This window comes from Rhizobium sp. YTUHZ044 (assembly GCF_051123975.1).
Classification (GTDB): domain Bacteria; phylum Pseudomonadota; class Alphaproteobacteria; order Rhizobiales; family Rhizobiaceae; genus Rhizobium.
In genome coordinates this window covers 3,984,567-4,004,113 of sequence record NZ_CP101426.1, presented here as the reverse complement: position 1 = coordinate 4,004,113, position 19,547 = coordinate 3,984,567, and the positions used below count along the sequence as shown (strand labels likewise).

Sequence of the window (19,547 nt, the reverse complement as noted above, 5' to 3'; positions counted from 1 at the left end):
CAGATCAGCTTAGAAGGGTCCGGAGGCTTGCGCCTCGCATCTCAGCCCCGGCGATACAGAGCTCCCCTGTCATTCGGCGAAAACTATCATCGGGGTTTTGTTGCCGCAACCGCAAAATTACAAACCCGTCCGGCCGGCCGGGACGGGGCGCAGATGAAAAAACACCCGGACGAGGTCCTGTCCGGGTGTTTTCCGAGGTTCCGTACCTGCCGGGAACGGAACCCGAGCGCTCGCCTCTCGGGCGGCTATATCGGCAGGGGCGATCGGTACCAGGGCGGACAAGCGCCGATGCCATCATTTCAGCTTCGTATCGACCGGATGATCTCGCTGTCGCTCCTTCCTGCGCCCTCGCGCTTTACGGCCGGGGGAGCAGGGGTTATAAAACCTCAACTAATATTGAGGTCAATGGGCGATGAATAGGATTTCTGCGACGCCGCTCGGCAGGCTTCTGACAGTCGGCGAAGTGGCGCAACGCAGTGGTCTTGCCGTCTCGGCACTGCATTTCTACGAAGCCAAGGGGCTGATTTCGAGTATCCGCACGCGCGGCAATCAGCGGCGATACGGACGCGATGTGCTTCGCCGGCTCGGCATCATCAAGGTGGCGCAACGTGTTGGCATACCGCTTTCGGAAATCCAGACGGCATTTGCCTCCCTGCCGCAGGGACGCACGCCGACGGTTGCCGACTGGCAGACGCTGTCGGCGCGCTGGAAGGATGAACTCGACGCGCGAATCAGGCGGCTGAGCCTGCTGCGAGACCGCCTGACCGGCTGCATCGGCTGCGGCTGCCTGTCGATCGAAAGCTGTCCGTTGCGCAATCCCTTCGATCGGCTCGGCGAGGAGGGGCCAGGCGCACGGCTGCTGGAGACCGAAATCGACATATGAGCTTTCAGGGAAAAGCTCTAGCCTCTCGCGGAAAGATGATGCCGCCTTTCTTTCGGCCGGCGCGCTCATATGTTAAGGGCGAATGGCGCAACAGGCGGCATTGTCCGCGAGGAGGACGGCTTCGTGTTCCATCCGAGACTATTCGAGAATCGCAATGTCATCGTGACCGGCGCCGGGCGGGGCATCGGCCTCGAAGTGGCCCGGCAGTTCTTGGACTGCGGCGCAAAGGTGATCGTCCATATCGGGCGCAAACCGGGACGCGAGCTGCCGGATTTTCTGCTGACGGCTGAATCCGAAAGACGGGCGCTGTTGCTGCACGCCGATTTCACCGCCGTTGGCGGCGCTGCGCAATTTGCCGAAAATGCGCTCGCCTTCTTCGACAAGGTGCATGTGCTCGTCAATAACGCCGGCACCATGCTCGGCCGTTTTCCGGCTGCCACACTGACCGACGCAGATTATGAGGCGATCGTGCGTTTGAACCAGACGTCGGCGGTGGCGCTGACGCGTGCGTTGCTACCGGCATTGAAGGCGGCGGAAGGCGCTGCCATCGTCAACACCGTTTCAATTTCCGCGCTGACCGGCGGCAGCCCCGGTTCTTCGATCTATTCCGCCTCGAAAGCCTTCATTTCAACCTATTCCAAGGCGCTTGCCCGCGAGCTTGCGCCGGATGGCATCCGCGTCAATTGTGTCTCGCCCGGAACGATCGAGACGGATTTCCATGAGCGCTATTCTTCCCGCGAAAAGCTGGAGCAGACGAGAAAGTCTATTCCCTTGCAGCGGCTGGGCACAGCGGAGGATTGCGCTCCGGCCTATCTGTTCCTGGCGGCACCCTCCCTCTCCGGATACATTACCGGCCAGGTCCTCGAGATCAATGGCGGCCAGCTTATCTGCTGATTTAGTTAGACCTTTTTTGACATTTGATCACTTTTGGCAAATTCGCGTGTGCGAATATGCTATTGGGCTGATCTGCCTTTTCGCTTCCCTTCCGAGATGTCGAATGCCATTGCCCAAGCCCGAGCCGGGAATGTCCGGTCAGGAATTGCACAAACTCGCTGGAAACGCTCGTGAGGCGAGCGATCTGCTGAAGGCGCTGGCGCACCAGACCCGACTTCTAATTCTTTGCATACTCGCGACCGAGGAGCGGACGGTGGGTGAAATCGAAAATATCCTCGGCATTCAGCAGGCGATGGTCTCGCAGCAGCTCGCGCGTTTGAGGCTCGAAGGCCTTGTCAATACGCGCCGTCAGGGCAGGCTCGTCTATTACCGTATCGGCAATACGAGCGTGCTTGCCTTCCTCGAATCGCTGTTCGATCTTTTTCCTGCAGAAAACAATTAGCACCCGCCCTTGCGGAGCACGGTTGCTGCGTCGAAGATAGGCTGATCCGGATGATTTCGCGCCGGATCGGGAGACCGGATGATCGACAAGCTGGAATTTTTCATCGCCCTTGCCAACGAAAAGCATTTCGGCCGCGCCGCCGAGGAGTGCGGGATCTCGCAACCGACACTTTCGGCCGCCATCCGGCAGCTTGAAGACCAGCTTGGTGTCATGCTGGTGCAGCGCGGCTCGCGTTTTCAAGGGCTGACGCCGGAGGGGCAGCGGGTGCTTGAATGGGCGCGGCGCATCGTCGGCGACGCCCGCACCATGCGCGAGGAAATGCGCGCCGCCCGCCGTGGTCTTTCCGGCCACATCCGCCTCGCTGCCATTCCGACCGCGCTCGCCATGCTTTCGCGCATCACTACGCCCTTTCAGGAACGACATCCCGGAGTGACCTTCTCGATCGTCTCGCGGAACTCGCTGCAGGTGCTGAGCATGCTGGAAAATCTCGAAATCGAGGCCGGCATCACCTACCTAGAAAATGAACCGCTTGGCCGCGTTACGACCGTGCCCCTCTATGCCGAGCGCTACAATCTGATCACGGCCGCAGGCAGCCCGCTTTCCGATCGCGACAACGTGACTTGGCGGGAAGTCGGCGATCTTCGGCTTTGTCTATTGACAGCCGACATGCAGAACCGCCGCATCATCAACCGGCACCTGACGGAAGCCGGCGCCACGGTGCATCCGACGCTAGAATCCAATTCGATGATCGTGCTGTTCTCGCATGTCAGGACCGGTCGCTGGGCGAGTATCATGCCGCGCAACGTCGCGAAATCCTTTGGTTTTCCCGTGGAAATCCGGATGATTCCGATCGTCGAGCCTGAGGCGCATCATCTGGTCGGTCTTGTCGCGCCTTATCGCGAGCCCTTCACCCCGCTCGTTTCGGCCCTATTGCACGAAGCGAGAGTGCTCGTGCGGGATGAGGAGCTTTGATAGAAAAAACCTATCATTCCACGAAATAGCTTTATTGATCGTCATCGGCTTCCCTGAGATGTTGTCTGCACGATGGCGCTCGGCTGGGGAGGCCTGCCATCCCGAAACGAGCAAGCCGCCGGGAGGGCCGCCTGATGACCATTCATATCGCCGGAGGCGATATCGCAGCGCGTACACGGACCATCGTCGCCGACCTGCGCTTCCTTGAGGGACCGCTGCTTCCCATTCTGCACGAGGTTCAGCGAGAATTCGGTTATGTGCCGCAGGAAGCCCTGCCTGTGATTGCGGAGGAATTGAACCTCTCGCGCGCCGAAGTGCACGGGGTGATGACATTCTATCACGATTATCGCGACCATCCCGCCGGCCGCCACGTGCTGAAGCTCTGTCGCGCCGAGGCCTGTCAGTCGACGGGCGGCGATGCGTTGGCTGAACGCGTCAAGGCGCTGCTGGGCATCGATTTTCATCAGACGACGCTCGACGGCGCCGTGACGCTGGAGCCGGTCTACTGTCTCGGCCTTTGTGCCTGCGCCCCGTCGGCGATGCTCGACGGCGAGGTTTATGGCCGGCTCGACGATCAGCTGGTGGCGGAACTCGTTGCGGAGGCACGTCGATGACAGTCAAGATCTATGTTCCGCGCGATGCCGCTGCGCTGGCGCTCGGGGCCGAAAAGGTGGCAAAGGCGATTGCCCAGGAGATCGCCGCCCGCGGCTTCGATGCAGAGATCGTGCGCAACGGCTCGCGCGGAATGTTCTGGCTGGAACCGCTGGTCGAGGTCGAGGCCGCCGGCAGGCGCATCGGCTACGGGCCGGTGAAGGCAAGGGATGTGCCTGCTCTGTTTGACGCCGGAATGATGAACGGCGGCGGCCACCCGCTCTGTCTCGGGGGGGTTGAAGACCTCCCCTTCCTGAAGGAACAGACCCGCCTGACCTTCGCCCGCTGTGGCATCACCGACCCGCTTTCGCTTGGCGATTATGAGGCGCATGGCGGCCTTGCCGGCCTTCGCCGCGCCGTTTTGATGACGCCTGTCGAAATCGTCAAGGAAGTCACGGATTCCGGCCTGCGCGGACGCGGCGGTGCCGGTTTTCCCACGGGCATCAAGTGGAAGACGGTTCTCGATGCCAGCGGCGAACGCAAATATATCGTCTGCAACGCCGACGAAGGTGATAGCGGCACCTTCGCCGACAGGATGATCATGGAGGGCGATCCCTTCGTGCTGATCGAGGGCATGGCGATTGCAGGGCTTGCGACCGGCGCCACGAAGGGGTTCGTCTATACCCGTTCGGAATATCCGCATGCGATCGCCGTGATGAGCGAGGCCATCGGCATTGCCCGGCAGGCCGGCATTCTCGGGCCGTCAGTGCTTGGTTCGGGTCGCGCCTTCGATATCGAGGTGCGCACCGGCGCCGGCGCCTATGTCTGCGGTGAGGAAACGGCTCTCTTGAACAGTCTGGAAGGCAAGCGCGGCATCGTGCGCGCCAAGCCGCCGCTGCCGGCGCATAAGGGCCTGTTCGACTGTCCGACCGTCATCAACAATGTGATCTCACTTGCCTCGGTGCCTGTCATCCTGGAGAAGGGGGCCGCCTTCTACCGCGATTTCGGTATGGGCCGCTCGCGCGGCACCATTCCGCTGCAGATCGCCGGCAATGTCAGATATGGCGGCCTCTATGAGACCGCCTTCGGTCTTTCGCTCGGCGAGATCGTCGACAGGATCGGCGGCGGCACGAGGACCGGCCGACCGGTCAAGGCCGTGCAGGTCGGCGGACCATTGGGCGCCTATTTCCCGCGGGCTCTGTTCGATACGCCTTTCGACTACGAAACCTTCGCCGCCAAGGACGGGCTCATCGGCCACGCCGGCGTCGTTGTCTTCGACGACACGGCCGATATGCTGAAGCAGGCGCGTTTCGCCATGGAATTCTGTGCCGTCGAAAGCTGCGGCAAATGCACGCCCTGCCGCATCGGTTCGACCCGCGGCGTCGAGACGGTCGACAAAATCGCGCGCGGCATCGAGCCGGAGAAGAACCGGGTGCTGCTTGGCGATCTCTGCAATACCATGAAATTCGGGTCGCTCTGTGCGCTCGGCGGTTTCACGCCCTATCCCGTGGTGAGCGCCATGACGCATTTCCCGGAAGATTTCGCGCCGGCGCCGGTCGTGGAGGCGGCTGAGTGATGATCTTCCAAGCTACAGTCGCATGCCGTGACTTGCTCAATTCCATTTCCGTACAGGAGGCCGACCATGTCTCTCATCCATGAAATCGACTACGGCACTCCCGCTTCGAAATCCGAAACCATGGTGAGGCTCACCATTGATGGGCAGCAGATCAGCGTGCCGGAGGGCACCTCCATCATGCGCGCATCGATGGAAGCCGGTATCGAGGTGCCGAAGCTCTGCGCTACTGACATGGTCGATGCCTTCGGCTCCTGCCGGCTCTGTCTCGTCGAGATCGAGGGCCGCGCCGGCACGCCAGCCTCCTGCACGACGCCGGTGGCGGCAAACATGGTGGTGCACACGCAGACGGGACGATTGAAGGATATCCGCCGCGGCGTGATGGAGCTTTATATTTCCGATCATCCGCTCGACTGTCTCACCTGCGCTGCCAATGGCGATTGCCAGTTGCAGGATATGGCCGGCGCTGTCGGCCTGCGCGACGTGCGCTACGGCTATGAGGGCGACAATCACGTCAAGGCGCGCGGCAACGGCGACATCAATCTGAAATGGATGCCGAAGGACGAGTCCAATCCCTATTTCACCTATGATCCCTCGAAATGCATCGTCTGTTCGCTCTGCGTACGCGCCTGCGAGGAAGTGCAGGGCACTTTCGCGCTGACGATCGAGGGGCGCGGTTTCGGTTCCCGCGTGTCACCCGGCATGCATGAGAATTTCATGGATTCCGAATGCGTTTCCTGCGGCGCCTGCGTCCAGGCCTGTCCGACGGCGACGCTGACGGAGAAATCGGTGATCGAGATCGGCCAGCCGGAGCATTCGGCCGTCACCACCTGCGCCTATTGCGGCGTCGGCTGCTCCTTCAAGGCGGAGATGCGCGGCGAGGAACTGGTGCGGATGGTGCCGTGGAAGGACGGACAGGCCAATCGCGGGCATTCGTGCGTCAAGGGCCGCTTCGCCTACGGTTATTCCACTCACAAAGACCGCATCCTCAACCCGATGATCCGCGAAAAGGTCAGCGATCCCTGGCGGGAGGTGAGCTGGGACGAGGCCTTCGCGCATGTGGCGTCGGAGTTCCGCCGCATCCAATATCAGTATGGCCGCGACGCGATCGGCGGCATCACCTCCTCGCGCTGCACCAATGAGGAAACCTATCTGGTGCAGAAGCTGGTCCGCGCCGGTTTCGGCAACAACAATGTCGATACCTGCGCCCGCGTCTGCCACTCGCCGACCGGCTACGGTCTCGGCCAGACATTCGGGACCTCGGCCGGCACGCAGAATTTCGACAGTGTCGAACAATCCGATGTCGTCGTCATCATCGGCGCCAACCCGACGGACGGCCATCCGGTGTTCGGGTCGCGGCTGAAGAAGCGGCTGCGCCAGGGGGCGAAGCTCATCGTCATCGATCCGCGCCGCACCGATATCGTCCGGTCGCCACATGTCGAGGCTTCCTACCACCTGCCGCTGAAGCCGGGCACCAATGTCGCAGTGATGACGGCGCTGGCGCATGTGATCGTCACCGAAGGGCTCTACGACGAGGCATTCATCCGCGAGCGCTGCGACTGGTCGGAATTTGAGGACTGGGCGGCTTTCGTCGCTGAGCCGCAGCATAGTCCCGAACAGACGGAGGCTTTCACTGGCGTTCCGGCGGCGGATCTGCGCGGTGCGGCAAGGCTCTATGCCAAGGGCGGCAATGGTGCGATCTATTACGGCCTCGGTGTCACCGAACACAGCCAGGGCTCGACCACGGTGATTGCGATCGCCAACCTGGCGATGGCGACCGGCAATATCGGCCGCCCGGGCGTGGGCGTGAATCCGCTGCGCGGCCAGAACAATGTGCAGGGTTCCTGCGACATGGGCTCCTTCCCGCACGAGCTGCCGGGCTACCGGCACATTTCCGACGATGCGACGCGCGATATCTTCGAAAAGCTCTGGGGCGTGAAGCTCAACAACGAGCCGGGTCTGCGCATTCCGAACATGCTGGATGCGGCGGTCGACGGCTCGTTCAAGGGCCTGTACGTCCAGGGCGAGGACATTCTCCAGTCCGATCCCGATACGAAACATGTCGCCGCAGGGCTGGCGGCGATGGAATGCGTCGTCGTGCAGGACCTGTTCCTCAACGAGACTGCCAACTACGCCCATGTCTTCCTGCCGGGCTCGACCTTCCTCGAGAAAGACGGCACCTTCACCAATGCCGAGCGGCGCATCAACCGCGTTCGCAAAGTGATGACGCCGCGCAACGGCTATGGCGACTGGGAGGTGACGCAGAAGCTTGCCCATACCATGGGACTCGACTGGAATTATGCCCATCCGTCGGAGATCATGGATGAAATTGCCGCGACGACGCCGAGTTTCGCGCTTGTTTCCTACGATTACCTCGACAAGATGGGTTCGGTGCAGTGGCCCTGCGACGAGAAGAACCCGCTCGGGTCGCCGATCATGCATGTCAACGGTTTCGTGCGCGGCAAGGGCAAGTTCATCCGCACTGAATATGTGGCGACCGACGAACGCACCGGCCCGCGCTTCCCGCTGCTGCTCACCACTGGCCGCATTCTCAGCCAGTATAATGTCGGAGCGCAGACCCGGCGGACGGAGAATGTCGTCTGGCACGCGGAAGACCGGCTGGAGATCCACCCGCACGATGCCGAACAGCGCGGCGTCCGCGATGGCGACTGGGTGAAGCTCGCCAGCCGCTCCGGCGACACCACGCTCCGGGCGCTGATCACCGATCGTGTCGCGCCGGGCGTCGTCTATACGACCTTCCATCACCCCAATACGCAGGCCAACGTCGTCACCACCGACTTTTCCGACTGGGCGACCAACTGCCCGGAATACAAGGTGACGGCGGTGCAGGTCTCGCCGTCGAACGGGCCGAGCGACTGGCAGCTCGAATATGACGAGCAGGCGCGGCAATCGCGCCGCATCGCCGGCAAGCTCGAAGCGGCGGAGTGACGATGCAGGGGCGATTTGGCGTTGTCGGCAAGATCCTCCTTCCTCTCCTAGGGGAGAAGAGGAGGCGTCCGTGATGACTTTCGCCACCACCGCCCGTGCTCCCGAAACCGCCCGCCGCAACGGCGTCATGCACAGCGGTTCGCGCATGGTGCCCGAGGAAGTGCCGATCGCCTTTTCCTATGGCGGCAGTTCGCATGCGGTGATGATGGCGACACCCGCGGATCTTGAGGATTTCGCCGTCGGTTTCAGCCTGACGGAAGGAATTATCGCCAAGCCGGCGGAGATATCCGCCATCGAGATCGTCGAGGGCGAGCAGGGCGTTGACGTGCAGGTCAGCCTTGCCGACGACGTCGCCGATCGGCTGCGGGCGCGCCGCCGCAGCATGGCCGGCCCGGTCGGCTGCGGGCTCTGCGGCATCGAATCGATCGAACAGGCAGTGCGGCCGGTGCCCAACGTCTCGACATCGCCGTTGACGCTGTCTCACGCGGATATCGTTCGGGCCGTTTCGCTTCTGAACGAGGCGCAGCCGCTGCATCGGCAGACGCGGGCCGTACATGGCGCTGGATTCTATCTTCCCGGCGGCGGGCTCATTGCGGTCCGTGAAGATGTTGGCCGCCACAACGCGCTGGACAAACTCTGCGGCGCCGTCATCCGCGCCGACGAAAGCGGCGGAAACGGCGCGGTCGTCGTCACCAGCCGGCTGTCGGTCGAGATGGTGCAGAAGGCGGCGATCCTCGGCAGCCCCACGCTCATCGCCATTTCAGCGCCGACAGCCCTTGCCATCCGCACGGCCGAAGAGGCCGGCATGACGCTCGTCGCGCTGGTGCGCGGCGAGGATTTCGAGATTTTCACACACCCGCACCGCATCTTGCCCGGAAGCATCGCCGATGTCGCATGATACCAAAACCAAGCTTGTCTATATGGCAAATCAGATCGCCACCTTTTTCAAGAGCCAGCCGCAAAACGAGGCCGCGCAAGGGGTCGCCACGCACATCAACAAATTCTGGGAGCCGCGCATGCGGCGGCAATTGTTTGAAATTCTCGAGAAAGAGGAGAACGGTCTGGATGCACTCGTGCTTCAGGCCGCTCCCATGATCCGCAAGCCGGAGGCGGAGGCAAACCAGGTCCGGTAATCCAAAGTGGCATCTGCCGGAGGGGAGGCAGCAGCAAGCTGCCTGGTCATGCGCCACTGCATACGTCATGAAATCTAATCGATTTAAAATATACGAAGTTCGAAGTGTTACAGCGTCCTTTGCGCGCCGGAAAATAACGCCGCCCGCCGCCAAGAGCACGATGATCACGACCAGACAAGCAAGTCTAGATTTCCGATGGCAAGCAATAAAAAACCGCCAAGAGCGGCGGTTTTCCGATATCCCATTGTTCTGGCAGATCAGGCGGCCAGTTCATCCGTCTCGTTTTCCTTGAACATCTTCGCGAGGTTCAGGAAGCAGATCATGCCGTTTTCGGAAGCGATGATGCCTTCGCAGAAAGCGCGGTCGAAGGAGGCGGTCACCTCGGGCACCGGCTGGACCTGGCTCGACGAGATGGTGAGAATGTCCGAGACGCGGTCGACGAGCATGCCGATGACCATGCTGTGAACTTCCGCGACCACGATGGCGCTGCGTTCGTTGGCAACGGTGCTCTTCATGCCGAGCTTATAGGCGAGATCAATGATCGGGATCACCGAACCGCGCAGGTTCATGACTCCGATGACATCGGCCGGCGAATGCGGGATCGGCGTCGAAGGCGCCCAGCCGCGGATTTCGCGAATGGTCGTAGTCTTGACGCAAAATTCCTGATCATGCAGGCGGAAGGCAATGATCTCGAGCGTATCGCCGCTGAAGCTAGTGGAATTGATCGTGGCCATTAGAATTCTTCCCAACTGTCGTAAGCCAAAGCAGAAGCGGGTGCGCCACCATTGGCGCCAACGAGCTTTGCCTTCACACCACGCGATGACTTTGCACTTGGCAAAGCATCGTTACGGTTAGCAACGACATTAACGGAAGAGTGTTGCCCAAATCTAAATCGGGAATGGAAGCGTGAAGCTTTTCCGCCCCGATCTATTTCAGCCGATCGTTTTTTCGATCCGCGAGACGGCCCAATCGACCTGCTCCCTCGTTATAACAAGTGGCGGAGCGAGGCGGATCGTGTGGTCATGGGTGTCCTTGGCGAGAAGGCCGCGCTCCTTCAGCGCATGGCAATATTGCCGCGCGCCGCCGGCTTCGGGCTCCAGCTCGATCGCCATCATCAGGCCACGACCGCGCACCTCCCTGACAATGTTGGAGCGGATCGACCTCAAGCCTTCGATGAAATAATCACCCATCGCGGCGGCATTGTCGATCATGCCTTCCTCCACGAGCACCTTGAGGGCCGTGCGCGCCACCGCGCAGGCGAGCGGATTGCCGCCGAAGGTCGAGCCGTGCTGGCCGGGCTTCAGCACGCCCAGCACCTCGGAATTGGAAAGGACGGCGGATACGGGATAGAAGCCGCCGGAAAGCGCCTTGCCGATCAGCGTGACATCGGCCTCTATGCTTTCGTGCTCCTCGGCCAGCAGCTTGCCGGTGCGGCCGAGGCCGGTCTGGATCTCATCGAGGATCAGAGTCACGTTGTTATCAGTGCAGAGTTCCCGGATACGGGTAAAGTAACCGGCCGGCGGGATGATAACGCCGGCTTCGCCCTGAATCGGCTCGATCAGGGCTGCCACGGTATTGCCGTTGATCGCGGCCTTGAATGCCTCGGCATCGCCGAAGGGAATGATGCGGAAGCCAGGCGTGTAGGGGCCGAAGCCAGTGCGGGCGTCGGGATCTGTGGAGAAACTGATGATGCTCAGCGTGCGACCATGGAAATTGTCGGCGCAGACGATGATCTCCGCCTTGCCTTCAGGTACGCCCTTGACCTCATAACCCCACTTGCGCACCGCCTTGATGGCGGTCTCCACCGCTTCAGCGCCTGAATTCATCGGCAGGATCTTGTGCGAGCCCGTAAGTGCGGCAAGCTCCTCGTAGAGATGGGCGAGCTGGTCGTTGCGGAAGGCGCGAGAGGTGAGCGTCAATCTGCCGGCCTGCTCGATCATGGCGGCTAGGATTTTCGGGTGGCAATGGCCCTGATTGACGGCAGAATAGGCCGAGAGGCAATCGAGATAACGGTTGCCGTCGGTATCCCAGACATACACGCCTTCGCCGCGCGTGAGCACCACGTCGAGCGGCTTATAGTTGTGAGCGCCGAGCCGCTGTTCCGTGGCGATCAGTTTTTCCGAAGTGTTCATGGCGCTTCTCCCTCAGCCTTGTCTATGCGGCACGTGTCGGACGATCGAAGATGCGGCGGCCGAACAGGCTTGCCGTCAGTTCCACCAGGATGCGGGCGCTTTTGCCGCGATCATCGAGAAACGGATTGAGCTCGACGAGATCGAGCGACGAGACGAGGCCGCTGTCCGAAAGCATTTCCATGACAAGATGCGCCTCGCGGAAGGTCGCACCGCCGGGCACCGTCGTACCGACGCCGGGGGCGATGTCGGGATCGAGGAAATCGAGATCGAGGCTGACATGCAGCAGGCCGTTGGCCTTGGCGACAACAGCGAGAATCTCCCGCATGATAGCGCCGATGCCCTGCTCGTCGATGGCGCGCATATCGAAAACGTTGACGCCGTGTTCATGGATTTCCTCGCGCTCGCGCGCATCGACCGAACGGATACCGACCTGGAAGACATTCTTCGGGTCGACGAAGGGCCGGTTCTTCGGGAGGATTTCGGCGAACTCCGCCTCGCCGCAGAAGAAGGCAACGGGCATGCCGTGCATATTGCCGGAGGGCGACGTGGCCGGAGAGTTGAAGTCGGCATGGGCATCGAGCCAGAGCACGAAGAGCGGGCGCTCCTTGCTGGCGGCATAACGCGCCATGCCGGAGACGCTGCCCATCGACAGGCTGTGATCGCCGCCGAGAATCAGCGGAAAGCGGCCGGCGGCGGCGACGTCATAGACGCTGCTTTCCAATGCGCGGGTGAAGGCACCGACGATCCTCAGATTGTGGGCTTTCGGATGATTCGGCAGATCCATCGCGGGCACGATGGAGAGATCGCCGATATCGGCGACGTCGTGGCCGAGATCAATTAGGGTCTGGTCGACGCCGGCAATCCGCAGCGCCGCCGGCCCCATGGCGGCGCCTCTGCGACCCGAACCTTCTTCCAAGGGTGCGCCGATGAGGGTGACAGATCGCGATTGCGCATTCATTCGATGGCTCCGTGTTGAGGCCTGTTTCGGCCGATAGTGGGATAAAGGGCTGGCGGCAAAAAGATGGAAAAGTGCCAGAAATGGATTATGATTGCGCAGATTGGTAAAGCTATTTTGACAAAGTGTTCGACGTGGACGATCTCGATACCGAACTTCTGAGTGCCCTTCGCCACAATGCCCGCATGTCCGTCTCGTCGCTGGCGGCGATGACCGGTGCATCGCGGGCAACGGTCGCGGCCCGTATCGACCGGCTGGTCGTCAGCGGCACCATCGTCGGCTTCACCATCCGCACCAGTCACGAGACGCGATCCGCCGGCGTGCGCGCTATCGTCATGATCGAGGTGCTCGGCAAGCTCGCCGACAGGGTGGCCGATCAGCTCAGGGGCCTGCCGCAGGTGCGCGCGCTTCACAGCACCAACGGCAAATGGGATTTCGTCGCCGAGCTGGAGGACCGCGATCTTGCCGCCTTTGACGAGACGCTGCGTCGAATCAGGTTGATCAACGGCATCAATTCGACCGAGACCAACATTCTTCTCAAAACGAGCAAGACGGGTTTCTAAGCCGCTTCAATATTCCCGTTCATAGACGATGCCTGCTTCGCCGGCGCCATTGCCGCCGGCGGCTCCCCGCAATTTGACACCGCGGCCGACATCGAGATTGATGATGGCCTTGGCGCCGGCCGAGCCGCCCTGCTGCAATTCGAAATAGGTACGGTCGTTGAGATAGCGGCCGACGCTGACACTCGTCTGGCCCTTCTCGTCGGTGCTGACGTCGAAATCGTCAACGCCGAGCTGGTTGCGCAGACCCTCGAAAAGCGAAGTGGAGCGGTTGCCGGCCAGCTGGCTGACCGCGTCGGCGAGCTGGGCGATCTGCACCGGCGACAGCTTCGACATCGACTGGCCGAAGATCAGCTGCGCCAGCACCTCGTCCTGCGGCAGCTGGGGCGAAGAGGAAAAGGTGATCGAAGGATCGGTGGCAAGGCCTGAGACATCGACCGTCAGGGTCGTCGTGCCGGAGGTGGAGGTCGCTTCCATGTCGAGCGCTGGCGTCAGGTCGCCGGCAAAGGTGATTTTGCTCTTGTCGGAGAAATTGAGGCGGCGATTGAGAATGGTCAGCCGTCCGCGGCGCATCGTAAAGCCGCCGGTGACGATGGGTGCTGCCGCCGTTCCGCGGATCGTCACGCGGCCTCCAAGCTCGGCATCGATGCCGCGGCCGCGCACGAAGATCTGCGAGGGCGCATCGATTTCGAGGTCGAGCGTGATAACGGAGGACTTTTCGCCCGGCTTTTGCTTGCCTTCATCGCGCAGCTGCGCCAGCACTGCTCGCGGTGCATTCTTATGCCGGATGTCGATTTCACGCAGCGAGGTCGGCAATCTCTCCGGGACGGTGATCGAGGTCTTGTCCAGCCGCAGCTTACCGCTCAGCGTCGCGCTCATGATCGGCCCGCGCAGGCCGACTGCCCCGTTGACGGTGGAGACGACGAGCGTTCCGTCGACATAGACGGCCTTGTCGAGCTTGATCGAAATGTCGGCGGGAAAGCCGCCGGCGGGCTGGATGCCGATGGTGCCGCTTGCCGAAATCGTGCCGCCGCCGCCAAGATTGCCGCTGAGGCGCGAGATGACGGCCTGGTTGCCATTGAAGGTGACGATGGCTGCGACATTGTTGATGGCAAGATTGCGCCTGACGTCGACGAGCTTGGCCCCTGATGTCGAGACAGTGCCGTTGATGATGGGTGCTGCGGCCGTTCCGCCAATCTTAAGATCGACGTTGGCGACACCGTCGGCGACAAAGCCCTGCTGTGCGAGCGGCGCGCCAAGCACGGCGAAAGGAACATTGCCGTTGAAGCGCATGTCGATGGCGCGGTTGCCCGATATCACCACGCTGCCGCCGCCCTTCAGCGACATGCCGGCGTCGCCGGCCAGGCTGGTGTCGACCGTCAGCCTGTTGTCGGCAAGCTTGCCGGATGCCCCGATGCTGAACGGCGAAAGACCGGCGCCTTTCGTCTGGCTCGTCGCGGCATTCTTCCAGTCGACCTTGAAATCGACGGCGGGTGAGGACAGCGTGCCCGTCGCTTTGGCCGTCGCCGAGATGGTACCCTCGGCTCCGATGCCCGGAACAAAGCCGTTGGCGATGGCGGCCGGAACATTGGCAGCGTTCGCGGTGACGTCGATCGATCGGATCGTTGTGCCTGCAATGGACAAATTACCGGCGGCCTTCAGCGAAATGCCGCCGCCGCCGCTGAGGTCGGCATCGAAATCCAGTCGGTCGCCGGCATATTTTCCCGTCGCCGCCAAGGCAAGCCGGGAGAGGCCGGCGGCCTTGGTGTGGCTGGTCGCGGCATCTTTCCAGTTGAGCTTGAAATCGACGATCGGGTCTGCCGGCGTTCCCGATGTCTGGGCGCTCGCCGACAGTGTGCCTTCAGCACCAAGGCCGGGAACAAAGGCATTGGCGATATTTGCCGGCAGCGCCGGAATGTCGGCATTGATCGAAAGGTCGCGGATGGCCGTTCCCGCGATCGTCAAGCCACCCGCCGCCTTGGCCAACATGCCCTCCTTGCCGGCAAGGCTGGCATCGAAATCGACCCTGTCATTGGCGAACTTGCCGGAGGCCACGGCGCTCAAACCCGACAAGCCGCTGCTCCTGGTCTGCGCGGTGGCGGCGTTCTTCCAGTCGAGCTTGAAATCGACGGCGGGTCTTGGCAGCGCGCCTGAGGCGGATGCCGTTCCCGACACCATGCCCTCCGCGGCAAGACCCGGAACAAAGCCGTTGGCAAGGGCTGCTGGCAGATTGACGAGATCGGCCTTGACGTCGAGGTTGCGGACCGAGGCACCCGATATCGCCACATTGCCCGCGGCATTCAGCGAGAGGCCGTCCTTGCCGCCAAGATTGGCGTTAAAGGCGAGCTTGTTGTCGACGAGGTGTCCCGATGCGGCAAGCGCGAGGCCGGAAAGATGCGCGCTTCTGGTGTGGCTGGTTGCGGCATCCGCCCAGTCGAGCTTGAAATCGGCCTTGGGTGCAGCGGGTGTTCCTGCTGCCGAGAGCGTGCCGGATATCATGCCGCCGGCCGCAAGATCGGGGACGAAGGCATTGGCGAGAGCGGCGGGGAGTTTGACGATTTCGGCATCGACTTTCATACTGTCGATCGTCGTACCAGCAAGAGCGACGTTGCCCATGGCCTTCAATGCGAGACCTTGATCGCCACCGGCGGCCGCGTTGAAATCCAGCTTGTTATCGGCAAATTTCCCCGATGCGGTAATGTCGAGAGCGGCAAGGCCGGCACGCTTCGTGTGGCTCGTCGCGGCGTCTTTCCAATTGAGGTCGAAATTGGCGGTCGGGGCGGAAAGCGAGCCCGCAGCCGAGAGCCTCCCCGAGACCGTGCCTTCGGCAGCGAGATCGGCGACGAAGCTGTTTGCCAGGCTTGCCGGGACATTTGACAGTGTCGCATCGGCCGCGACCGCGCTGATCGTCGTGCCGGTAACGGCGGCATTGCCGTTCGCGTTCAGCGAGAGGTTGTTGGCGCCGGCAATCGCGGCGTCGAAATCAAGTTTGTTGTCGGTGAATTTTCCGGACGCGGTGACGCCAAGACCGGCGAGGCCGGCCCGTTTCGTGTGGCTCGTCGCGGCGTTTAGCCAATGGAGATCGAAATCGGCGGTCGGGGCTGCAAGCAGCCCGCTGGCCGCGACCGTTCCGGAGAGCGTGCCTTCTGCTGCGAGATCGGGAACGAAGCCGTTGGCAATAGCTGCCGGGATATTGTCCAGTGTTGCGTCGACCTTGACGTCACCGATCGTCGTCCCGGCGATATCCACGTTGCCGTTTGCCTTGAGCGAGAGCCTGTCGGCGCCGATGGCTGCGGCGCCGAAATCGAGCTTGTTGTCCACGAATTTGCCAGATGCGGTCACATCAAGAGCCGCGAGGCCGGCGCGCTTCGTGTGGCGCGTCGCGGCGCTTTTCCAGGCGATGTCGAAATTGGCGGTTGGAGCCTTAAGGGAACCGGAGGCGGTCACCTTTCCCGTGATCGCGCCTTCGGCGGCGAGATCGGAAACGAAACCATTGGCGACCTGCGCAGGCAGGTTGAGGATATCGGCGTTGATATCGAATACCGGCGCCGTCGGATCAGCGAGCGCGACGTCGCCGCGGGCCTTGAGCAACAGGCTGTCGGCACCGGCGATTGTCGCGTCGAAATCGAGCTTCTTGTCGACGAATTTACCGCTGGCAGTGATGCCGAGCGGTGTCAGGCCCGCGCCCTTAAGCTGCCCTGTCGTCGCATCCTTCCAGTCGAGTTTGAAATCGGCGATGGGTGCTGCCGGCGTTCCCGTCACGGCAATCGTTCCCGAGATCGTGCCGCCAGTCGAAAGATTCGGTACGAAACCGTCGACGAGTGACGCCGGCAGCTCCTTGATGACGGCATCGAGCTTCAGCGTCTCGCCGGCCGAACCGGTAACCGATACCGAGCCGGCGCCGGTCTTCAACGTCAGTCCGTCCAGATTGGCGACGCCGCCGGTGACCGTGACCCGCGTCGGCGCAGCGAGCTCGATCGGAATGTTGCGGGGGCTTGCCGAGAGTCGATCGAGGTTGAAGCCGATATTGCCGGCGGCCATCTCAATCGTACCGTCCGCCATCACGGGTTTGCCGTCATAGGTAGCATCGAGGTCGAATTTGGTGCGGTCTTGCTGTTTGGTAAAGCTGAGAGAAAGTCCGCCAAGTTTGTTCGCTCCGGCAGCCAGTTCCTCGGCCCTGACCGTGCCGTTTGCGGCAAGGGCGCTGAGATCGCTGACCGTGATGTCGATATCCGGCTTGACGATCGCCAGCGTATCGCGGCGGATCGAGGCGCCTGACGCAACGAGCTTGAGCGCGATCTTGCCGCCGTCGCTCTCGATGCCGAGCGACCCTTTGAGATCTCCTTCGGCTTTCTGTCCGCCAAGCGCAGCCAGCAAGCCGAGCTCGGGGAAATCGAAGGTCAACGCGCCCGAGGGTGCAAAGGAGGGCGAGAGCTCCAGATTGCCGGTCAGCCGGTTGCCGCCGATATCGGCGGTCAGTGCGGGAATGCTCGTCCTGCCGTTTTCAGAACGGACGTCGCCGCTGATGCCGATCGGCTGTCCGTCGATCGTGCCGGTGGCCGCAAATTTCCCCTGCGGCGCCTTGGGATCGGCGATACCCGACAGATCGACATTGAGGTTGGCGAGCATGCGATCGGCCATCTCAAGGCTGGGAGCCTTGAGATTGGCCGTCATGGAGATCGCCGGCAGTTCGCCTCCGACTCTCAGCGCGTAACCTGCTCCGCCACTCGCACCCGCAATCAGCTTGCCGATATCGGGCAGCCGACCTGAGAGATCGGCGTTCAACATCGAGCCGTCGAGCGCGACGTTGCCGGCGGCTTCAAGCGTGCCGGATTTCAGGACGAGGTTGGACAGCGCGAATTTCGACGGGATAGTGCCGGTCACCTGGCTTTCGAGCGTGATCGGCTGATCAAACCTGCTCGCCGCCGCGGCCGGCAGGGCCGCCGGCTCGACGCTCAGCTTGACATTGCCGGTCAGCGCTCGGTCCCCCAGCCGATAGGAACCGTTGAGGCTGCCGTTGATATTGGCGCTTTCGACGGTGGTGCCATTGAAGCCGATGTCTCCCGGCGAAATCTGGAGCGGCGCGGCGATCGTGATAGGGCCTTGAACTGCGCGGTTGAGGTTCGGTTCGGCAAAGGTTGCGTCGCCGGCCACGAGGCGCAGCTGAACGCTGCCGGAACGAGCGGCAAGATTGAAGGCGTCGCTCTTTGCCGTCAGCTTGACGTTGCCGATATCGGCCTGCGGCAGGGTTGCGCTGTCGAGCGAGCCGCTGAGGCTCAATCGGGCGGTCTGCGCGTCGCCTGTTAGAGCCAGGTTCAGACCCGATATCAGGAAGCGCGCTTCGCCTTCGGCGAGCGGCCAGCGGAAATCGACAGGGCCGGATGTGCCGAGCAGATTGGCGTTCAGGCTGTTGTTGCCGGTCGGGTCAAGCGCGCCCGATGCGGCGATGACAACGCTGCCGGTGGCGATATTGCCTGTCTGGATATCGATCTTGCCATGGTCGTCGAAGGTGGCGGCAAGGTCGATATTGGTCTGGCCGGCGAAAAGAGGCCGGAATGCCGCGGGAAGAAGCGAGCTCAGGTCACCGCCACCCTTGAGATCGAGATGGTGCAGCCCGTCTGCGCCAATCGCATGTCGGCCCTCGATTGCAGCGCGCTGTTGCCCGTCGAGCGCAGCCTGCATTTTGCCTGTCCAGTCGGATATCGGTCCCTGGCCGTCGAGGTTGATGTTGACGGCAGGATTGCCAGGCAGGCCGAGGAAGCCCGCCAAAAGCCCACCCTTCGGCTCGGCAAGCTGCGCCTTCAGCCGCAGCCGGTTTTCGGCCGGAGCGTAGGCGATATCGGCGCTAAGCCGCGCATCCGGAACTGCGTGGCGGCTGACATTGACCATCGCTTCGCCGCCGTCGCCATCCGCCGTGAGGCTGCCTTCGGCGGCGAGCGCGAAGGCGCGTCCGGCAAAAGCTTCGGCGAGTTTGATATCGGGCAGGGCCACATGGTCGACATCGACCTTAACCGGAAGTGCGAAGCCGCCGGAATTTTCTGCGTTGGGCCGGGAGGGCAGGGTGCGCACCGGCTTGCGCAGCACGCTGATCGTCTCGATCTGGAAACGCTTGGCGTGGAATGTTCCCGTCAGCAGCGCCAGCGGGTTCCAGTCAATCGCCACGCCGTGAACTTCCGCAAAAACGCCCCTTGTGTCGGATAGGGAGATTTCGGCGGCGCGAAGCCCCCCGGTCAAAAGCCCCTCCGGTTCGCGCACCTCGATCGTCATGTCGCGGTTGGAAAGGGTGGAGGCGATCCTTTCGGTGACGATGCGGGCGCCAAAGGAAGTGAAGCCGAAGATCGCAAGTGCCGCGACAGCGAGAATCAAAATGGCGCCGACAGCAAAGCCTGTGACCCGCACGATCCAGTTGATGATTTTTGCCAGCGTTTGCATCGGCGCGGACTACCCCGTTTTCATGCGGCCC

The 19,547-nt window shown here is 62.2% G+C and carries 14 protein-coding genes; 10 read left to right on the top strand and 4 right to left on the bottom strand.

Going from position 1 to position 19,547, the window contains the following annotated elements; all coding sequences use genetic code 11:
- Nucleotides 1-412 precede the first annotated feature (412 nt).
- The 9 genes from soxR to NL154_RS19575 all read left to right on the top strand — a co-directional run bounded on the left by soxR (nucleotide 413) and on the right by NL154_RS19575 (nucleotide 9,437).
- Nucleotides 413-883, top strand: a complete 471-nt coding sequence (gene soxR, locus NL154_RS19615; RefSeq protein ID WP_210632933.1) for a redox-sensitive transcriptional activator SoxR — start codon at nucleotides 413-415, stop codon at nucleotides 881-883.
- Between the two features lie 123 nt (nucleotides 884-1,006).
- The gene (locus NL154_RS19610; protein ID WP_434734116.1) at nucleotides 1,007-1,777 is read left to right on the top strand and encodes an SDR family NAD(P)-dependent oxidoreductase; all 771 of its coding nucleotides are present in this window, start codon (nucleotides 1,007-1,009) and stop codon (nucleotides 1,775-1,777) included.
- 103 nt (nucleotides 1,778-1,880) lie between these two features.
- A complete protein-coding gene (locus NL154_RS19605) occupies nucleotides 1,881-2,219 on the top strand; it encodes an ArsR/SmtB family transcription factor (protein ID WP_221146055.1) in 339 nt (112 codons plus the stop codon).
- Between the two features lie 78 nt (nucleotides 2,220-2,297).
- The gene (locus tag NL154_RS19600; protein ID WP_210632931.1) at nucleotides 2,298-3,191 is read left to right on the top strand and encodes a LysR family transcriptional regulator; all 894 of its coding nucleotides are present in this window, start codon (nucleotides 2,298-2,300) and stop codon (nucleotides 3,189-3,191) included.
- Nucleotides 3,192-3,325: 134 nt separating this feature from the next.
- Complete coding sequence (locus NL154_RS19595; RefSeq protein ID WP_210632930.1) at nucleotides 3,326-3,805, top strand: formate dehydrogenase subunit gamma; 480 nt, start codon at nucleotides 3,326-3,328, stop codon at nucleotides 3,803-3,805.
- Nucleotides 3,802-5,358, top strand: coding sequence for a formate dehydrogenase beta subunit (locus tag NL154_RS19590; RefSeq protein WP_221146053.1), 1,557 nt, complete (start codon nucleotides 3,802-3,804; stop codon nucleotides 5,356-5,358). The genes NL154_RS19595 and NL154_RS19590 overlap by 4 nt, the downstream gene beginning before the upstream one ends.
- A gap of 66 nt (nucleotides 5,359-5,424) precedes the next feature.
- Nucleotides 5,425-8,304, top strand: a complete 2,880-nt coding sequence (fdhF, locus tag NL154_RS19585; protein WP_210632928.1) for a formate dehydrogenase subunit alpha — start codon at nucleotides 5,425-5,427, stop codon at nucleotides 8,302-8,304.
- A gap of 73 nt (nucleotides 8,305-8,377) precedes the next feature.
- Nucleotides 8,378-9,202, top strand: coding sequence for a formate dehydrogenase accessory sulfurtransferase FdhD (gene fdhD / locus NL154_RS19580; protein WP_221154718.1), 825 nt, complete (start codon nucleotides 8,378-8,380; stop codon nucleotides 9,200-9,202).
- Nucleotides 9,192-9,437, top strand: coding sequence for a formate dehydrogenase subunit delta (locus NL154_RS19575; protein ID WP_184454821.1), 246 nt, complete (start codon nucleotides 9,192-9,194; stop codon nucleotides 9,435-9,437). Before fdhD ends, NL154_RS19575 begins: the two co-directional genes overlap by 11 nt.
- 257 nt (nucleotides 9,438-9,694) lie before the next feature.
- Here NL154_RS19575 and NL154_RS19570 read toward each other — a convergent pair whose 3' ends face one another.
- The 3 genes from NL154_RS19570 to rocF form a co-directional block, all read right to left on the bottom strand.
- Nucleotides 9,695-10,171, bottom strand: coding sequence for a chemotaxis protein CheW (locus NL154_RS19570; protein WP_064707940.1), 477 nt, complete (start codon nucleotides 10,169-10,171; stop codon nucleotides 9,695-9,697).
- A gap of 198 nt (nucleotides 10,172-10,369) precedes the next feature.
- A complete protein-coding gene (gene rocD, locus NL154_RS19565) occupies nucleotides 10,370-11,569 on the bottom strand; it encodes an ornithine--oxo-acid transaminase (protein WP_210632926.1) in 1,200 nt (399 codons plus the stop codon).
- A 22-nt stretch (nucleotides 11,570-11,591) separates the two neighbouring features.
- Nucleotides 11,592-12,527: an arginase gene (gene rocF / locus NL154_RS19560; RefSeq protein ID WP_221146049.1), complete on the bottom strand. Its 936-nt coding sequence runs from the start codon at nucleotides 12,525-12,527 to the stop codon at nucleotides 11,592-11,594.
- 122 nt (nucleotides 12,528-12,649) lie between these two features.
- Here rocF and NL154_RS19555 point away from each other — a divergent pair, with 122 nt between their 5' ends.
- Entirely contained in the window at nucleotides 12,650-13,087 is a 438-nt protein-coding gene (locus tag NL154_RS19555; RefSeq protein ID WP_210633041.1) for an Lrp/AsnC family transcriptional regulator, read from the top strand.
- A 6-nt stretch (nucleotides 13,088-13,093) separates the two neighbouring features.
- Here NL154_RS19555 and NL154_RS19550 read toward each other — a convergent pair whose 3' ends face one another.
- Entirely contained in the window at nucleotides 13,094-19,516 is a 6,423-nt protein-coding gene (locus NL154_RS19550; protein ID WP_434733223.1) for a translocation/assembly module TamB domain-containing protein, read from the bottom strand.
- Nucleotides 19,517-19,547 lie beyond the last annotated feature (31 nt).

What these genes read in the sequence shown, in the direction of transcription:
- rocF (WP_221146049.1), bottom strand. Translation starts at nt 12,527, where the DNA reads ATGAATGCGCAATCGCGATCTGTCACCCTCATCGGCGCACCCTTGGAA.
- rocD (WP_210632926.1), bottom strand. Translation starts at nt 11,569, where the DNA reads ATGAACACTTCGGAAAAACTGATCGCCACGGAACAGCGGCTCGGCGCT.
- NL154_RS19600 (WP_210632931.1), top strand. Translation starts at nt 2,298, where the DNA reads ATGATCGACAAGCTGGAATTTTTCATCGCCCTTGCCAACGAAAAGCAT.
- fdhD (WP_221154718.1), top strand. Translation starts at nt 8,378, where the DNA reads ATGACTTTCGCCACCACCGCCCGTGCTCCCGAAACCGCCCGCCGCAAC.
- fdhF (WP_210632928.1), top strand. Translation starts at nt 5,425, where the DNA reads ATGTCTCTCATCCATGAAATCGACTACGGCACTCCCGCTTCGAAATCC.
- NL154_RS19550 (WP_434733223.1), bottom strand. Translation starts at nt 19,516, where the DNA reads ATGCAAACGCTGGCAAAAATCATCAACTGGATCGTGCGGGTCACAGGC.
- soxR (WP_210632933.1), top strand. Translation starts at nt 413, where the DNA reads ATGAATAGGATTTCTGCGACGCCGCTCGGCAGGCTTCTGACAGTCGGC.
- NL154_RS19605 (WP_221146055.1), top strand. Translation starts at nt 1,881, where the DNA reads ATGCCATTGCCCAAGCCCGAGCCGGGAATGTCCGGTCAGGAATTGCAC.
- NL154_RS19570 (WP_064707940.1), bottom strand. Translation starts at nt 10,171, where the DNA reads ATGGCCACGATCAATTCCACTAGCTTCAGCGGCGATACGCTCGAGATC.
- NL154_RS19595 (WP_210632930.1), top strand. Translation starts at nt 3,326, where the DNA reads ATGACCATTCATATCGCCGGAGGCGATATCGCAGCGCGTACACGGACC.
- NL154_RS19575 (WP_184454821.1), top strand. Translation starts at nt 9,192, where the DNA reads ATGTCGCATGATACCAAAACCAAGCTTGTCTATATGGCAAATCAGATC.
- NL154_RS19590 (WP_221146053.1), top strand. Translation starts at nt 3,802, where the DNA reads ATGACAGTCAAGATCTATGTTCCGCGCGATGCCGCTGCGCTGGCGCTC.